Source organism: Burkholderia sp. BCC1998 (genome assembly GCF_905339875.1).
Taxonomy (GTDB): Bacteria; Pseudomonadota; Gammaproteobacteria; order Burkholderiales; family Burkholderiaceae; genus Burkholderia.
The window spans coordinates 1-5,503 of sequence record NZ_CAJPHE010000055.1; the positions used below are offsets into that span (position 1 = coordinate 1).

Sequence of the window (5,503 nt, forward strand, 5' to 3'; positions counted from 1 at the left end):
ATCCGTCGAATCGTCGCCCGAGACGCGCGCACTATTCATCACTTCCTTCCCGAGTTTCCCCGTCCGGACTCGACGCGCATCACTAAGGCACGCCGGTGTGAACACCGGCACAATGGCAGCAACAATATGCCGGCATCCTGCAGCAAAGGCACAGCGATGCCCCAAAAGCCCGGTGCCCCCTTCCAGGGATAAACCCACAGTCACACGCCCTCGTCTTCGCAACCTGCTTGCGCACGGCGTGCGCCGACATATTGGTGTACATGACGCCGTAGCGTTCGGCATTGGCCTGGATAATCGATTCGAACTCCCTATCGGGCGTCGCCACAAGAGCCCCCGCCCGAAACGTTCACCGCTCCATCGCATCACCTATCCAGGCGGCAGAACGGTTCACCGCCTCTTTCGCTCTCGCACAAGCCGCCGACATTCGAAAGAACCCATGAATCATCCCGTCATAGCGCCATCGAGTAACTGGCACACCGGCGTTACACACTCGATCAGCATAGGCTTCACCCTCGTCGCGCAACGGATCAAATTCCGCCGTAACGACAAGCGCCGGCGGCAAACCCTCCAGCGACGGCGCGCGAAGCGGACACGCATACGGATGTCGCGCCTCCTGTGCATCAGCCAGATACTCGCTCCAGAACCGGATCATCGCCGCGCGCGTCAACGAGTAGCCCGATTGGTTTTCGATATAAGACTTGTTAGCGGGCGTGTGATAGTCCGTCACTGGATAGATAAGCGCCTGCGCGCGCAGATCCGGGCCACCTTTGTCCCGGATCTGCAGCGCAGTCACGGTGGCGAGATTTCCGCCCGCGCTATCGCCGGCGACGACGATTTTCGTCGGGTCTATCGACAGCATCTTCGCGTGTTGCGCGATCCAGCGGACTGCATCGAGGCAGTCGTCTATCGCAGCGGGAAACCGATGCTCCGGCGCGAGACGGTAGTCGACCGAGATCAGGGTAGCGCCGCTGCCAACGCAAAGATCCCGACAGAGCTGATCATGAGAGTCGAGGTTGCCGATCACGAAGCCTCCGCCATGAAAATAGGCGATCGCACCACGGCTTCGCTCAACCACAGGTCGATACACACGCGCGCCTAACACGCGCCCCGCAAGCGGCATCTGGATTTCAATGACTTGACCTACAGCGGTGCGCTTCTCCAGCGAAGGGAATGTCAGTCGCGCGCGCATCACGTCGACAGGAAGGCTTTCCATCGGCGGCTCGCACTCGAGTTCCTTCAAGATTGCGACGATTTCAGAATCGAGCGGCATTGCCTTTTACTCCAAAATCATCGGGAAGTGTCCGTCACCATGCGAGGGTGTCGTCACAGTTGCGCGCTACTGGAATAAATACAGCGCCCGTCAGAGGGCAAGCACTGCATCGCGGACGCTCGACCGCGGATCATCGGCTATACCGGAACGTTCGCCGAACATCATGGTCGCGCGCTTGGTCAGGTCGTACGGTGTCCATTCGAGCCCTCGAGTTGACGGATTGCCGGTTTGAGCAAAGGAAGCCCACGCTCCGATCATCTGCTTGCTAACCACGCTCCAATGATTCTCGGGATCCGCGGCGGATCTTGCTGCATCGCTGTCCTTCCCATCCCAGGCTGTGGGATAGTGCTGCACACCAAAAACGAATGGAACGTCAATAGCATGGGGAGCCCATTTCCCACCATAACAGGGCGTCTCCCATGTACATTCGTACATGTAGACGGGCGCGCCGCCCGCACGCACGCGCATCTCCGCTTGCAGTACCGCCCCCCTCCAGAATCCAATATCGGTCGCAATTCTAACCAGTAGCTCCCGGTCGTTCAGACCAGGCATTTTTTGGCGGTAAAGTGGGATGAGGGGACGCACCTGCTGCTCGTCCGCCTTCCCTACCAGCCCAAAGCTCGCGATCCTCTTGGCCAGCACCCTATCATCAAGAATTGGCTTGAACAGTTCCTTATCAATGAATAGGACTGCTTCGTGAGTGTTTGTTCCAACTATGATGGGAATGTCCTTCGACAACTCGGGCGCGTGACCGTCCCACAGATGGGACGGGATGACAATTCCGTCCGCAACCGGTCCGTAGATCAGCAGGTCGTCGGAGACTCCAGGCTCCGTATTCGTGAACAACTGCTTGAAGCAATTGAGCAGTTCGTTGGCGCTCAAGCGTTGCAATGCCCGCACATCGCCCCGACGTATGCCTAGCGTTGAATACATCCTGTCAGTGACTTCAGTTGCCGCGCTCGGGTCCTTCTGCCGGAGTAGCGATCCACTCTGAATAATGGCTTTGTGAAACAATCCTTTGGCCGCCGGCATGCCCAGCAACGCGGTGATCTTCCCACCGCCGCCTGATTCACCAAAGAGCGTCACGTTGTCCGGATCTCCCCCGAACACGGCGATGTTTTGCTGGATCCACTTCAGCGCAGCGACGATATCCAGGTGGCCGGCATTTCCTGATGTCGCAAACTCATGGCCAGCGTCATCACTGAGGAATGCATAACCAAAGATGTTCAGTCTGTGGTTAATCCCAACAGTCACAACGTTCCCCAATCGAGCGAGGTTCTCGCATTTATAGAGGGGCGATGACGCCGATCCAAAAATGTAAGCTCCGCCATGAAGCCACACCATTACCGGCAGGCGCGATTGCGGGTTTGCTCCTTCGGGGGCAAAGACATTCAGCGCCAAGCAGTTCTCAGTCGCTGGGCTGCTATCGAGCCATGCCGGGTAATCCAATTCGACTTGTGGGGACCTGTTACCCAACACCAATGCGTCGCGCACACCCGTCCACGGAACGACAGGCTGGGGCGGCAGGAATCGGTTAGCCCCGGCCGTTGAGGCACCATACTGGACACCTTTGAACTCGGCGACACCGCGACTCACTCGACCCCGAATCTGCCCGTTCGTGGTCTTGACGATGCGGAACGCTCCGTTAGTTGCCGCTCCGCTCAGGCCCGGTACGGCAATCGCGACGCCGGCGGCCGCGATCGCCCCTCCAACCTGCAAAAACTCGCGGCGGGTGAGTGTGCCGTCCTGGCGATCATCCTCGGCCCTCGTCGTATGTTGGTCAGCCATTGACTTGCCCTTCTTCCATGGTTTGCGCCGATCTCTTTGATGAGAGAACAATTCAGCCATTGTGTTTAAACGGGCTGCAAGGCTCCGGCCTCCGCCTCGCCCAAGCTGTCACCCCGATGCAACACGTTATTTGAGAATGCCCGCCTGCGAGAAAAGCACCGGTTTTACGCCGTTCGCCACGCTCACCGCCATACGAGGCTCGCGTGCCGCCGCACGCACACTAATGAACTTCGGTTGCCACTAGCACCAGCACACACAACATTCCGACCAGAATGATTTTTAACTGACCAGTTGGTATGTATAAACACCAAAAAAAACAGCCCAAAGTTGTTTGGCTGTACTTTCCGGTCGACGCTCACACTGACTGCGATACCCGATGCCCAGGTAATGCCACTTCTATAACGTTCCACCGCGCGAGGTGAACCTAGCAATCGCACCCGATGACCCTGTTATCAAAATCTACGACAACGAATATTTTGGGACAAGCTTTTTTTGCTCTCATACCGATGATGTTTGCGGCGACCCTCTCTAGGCACGGGATTGCGCGTTGCCAGTACTTCCCGTATAGCATTTGGCTTGCGGGCACAACAAGGTGACCGGTGCCGAGCCAAGCGCAGACGGTCCGCTGATGCCGGAGCGCAGACTCTCACAAAGCTCTCATCGCAACAATCGCCTTCAACATCCGTAGCCCGCAGCCATAACCGTCACGCTATTAGATCGGCCTGCGCTGGAATCTTGAACATCGACACCAATTTGACGAGCTCTTGCGCCTGATGCCGGAGACCTTGCGTTGCCGCCGCACTCTGTTCGACCAGAGCGGCATTGCGTTGCGTGTTGTCGTCAATTCCTCGTACAACCACGTCGAGCTGGGTAACCGCTTTCTCTTGCTCCGCACTCGCAGCTGAAATCTCGCTAACGATTGCAGCCGCCCGCTGAATTCTCTCCACGATATCGTTCATCATCGTACCCGCCTCGTCAGCAAGACCGGCGCCTCGGGTCACCAGGTCTTGATTGGTTGCAACGAGGTCTCGAATCTCCTTGGACGCCGACGCAGATCGCGCCGCTAAATTGCGTACCTCTGCGGCGACAACGGCGAAGCCACGCCCATTCTCTCCTGCGCGTGCAGCCTCTACCGCTGCGTTTAGAGCCAAGATGTTCGTCTGGAAGGCAATCGATTCGATCAAACCAACGATGTCGGCAATCTCCTTGGAACTCTCGTGGATGCGGCCCATGGTCGTCACCACCTGCTCCACTGCATCGCCTCCTTTCGCTGCGGCAACGGCTGCATCGGACGCTAGCGAACTCGCTTCAAATGCGTTCGACGAGTTTTCCTGAATCGTTGCTGCAAACTCTTCCATCGACGCGCTGGCCTCCTCTACCGAAGCCGCCTGCTGAGACGTTCGACCGCTTAGATCCTCGTTGCTCTCGGCAATCTGCGTAGATGAAACAGCGATGCTTTCTGCGTTGTTGCGGACCGTCAACACGATTCGACGTAAGCTCTGCTGCATTCTCGCCATCGCCGCCATCACGCTCGACGTATCCCCTTGCACCAAGGAGACTTTTCCCGTCAGGTCGCCTGCCGAAACTCGCGACGCAATAGTTTGAGCTACCCCAGGCTCCCCGCCCATGGGGCGCAGGACTGAGCGATCGATATTAAGTGCCAGCAACATCGATACGGCCAGTATGCTGAACACGCACATCGCCGCAGCCCACGCGCGTTGCTTCGCCACGCCCGCTAACACCGCCCGTTCAGGTACCGTGACGACAAGCGACCAGGAAGTGTTGGTCTTGCCGATTGGAACCGGAATCAACATTCTCAGCACCTTTTCGCCATCGAGCGTGGCTTCGGTAACGAGCTTCCTCCCTGCGCGAACGGCCGCACGTTGCTCGAAGTCGAAACTCTCGCTCACCGACGTCTTACCCGCTCCTCGTCCATCGGCGATTCCCTTCCCTGCTTGCGACACCAAGCTAATAAATCCGGTACCGAAGGGGCGCATCCGCTCAAGCTCCGCTTGCAGCTTCGGGAAATAGATATCTACGCCCGTCACACCGAGAAACTTTCCTTTCTCGAACATTGGAACCTCGATGAACGACAGCAGGATATCGGTTCCCCCGGTACTGTATACGCTCGGTTCCATGACAATATCGTGCCCCGCGCGCTGGGGCAGACGATAGTAGTCACCGTCCGCTGTGTCGAGATCATAGTTGGCCGCCGGTTCGAGCGAAAGCTTTCCCGTGTATCTGCCCCAAGTCGGTACAAAGCGGCCGGTCCCGTCATCGGCCGCAGTCCTTCTCACAAACTCACTATCACGGCCGTCGAAAGCATTGGGCTCCCAAATCGTCCATACCGCCAGATAGTCGGGATTAGCTTCCGCGATGCGTCGCATGAAGTCGACCGCCAATTGGCGGTTTTCCCCGCCTTGTGCGCGATCGGCGGCTAAAAAC

3 protein-coding genes are annotated in these 5,503 nt (G+C 57.8%); all 3 read right to left on the reverse strand.

From position 1 onward, the window contains the following. Nucleotides 1-346 precede the first annotated feature (346 nt). A complete protein-coding gene (locus U5A56_RS36605) occupies nt 347-1,270 on the reverse strand; it encodes an alpha/beta hydrolase (RefSeq protein ID WP_257776084.1) in 924 nt (307 codons plus the stop codon). 90 nt (nt 1,271-1,360) lie between these two features. Then, nucleotides 1,361-3,058, reverse strand: coding sequence for a carboxylesterase/lipase family protein (locus U5A56_RS36610; protein ID WP_257776083.1), 1,698 nt, complete (start codon nt 3,056-3,058; stop codon nt 1,361-1,363). Nucleotides 3,059-3,762: 704 nt separating this feature from the next. Continuing rightward, nucleotides 3,763-5,503 (reverse strand): methyl-accepting chemotaxis protein (locus U5A56_RS36615; RefSeq protein ID WP_321927344.1); only part of this gene is annotated, 1,741 nt, incomplete at its 5' end.

Excerpts from the sequence above, each read along its gene's own strand:
- U5A56_RS36605 (WP_257776084.1), bottom strand. The coding sequence starts at position 1,270 with ATGCCGCTCGATTCTGAAATCGTCGCAATCTTGAAGGAACTCGAGTGC.
- U5A56_RS36610 (WP_257776083.1), bottom strand. The coding sequence starts at position 3,058 with ATGGCTGACCAACATACGACGAGGGCCGAGGATGATCGCCAGGACGGC.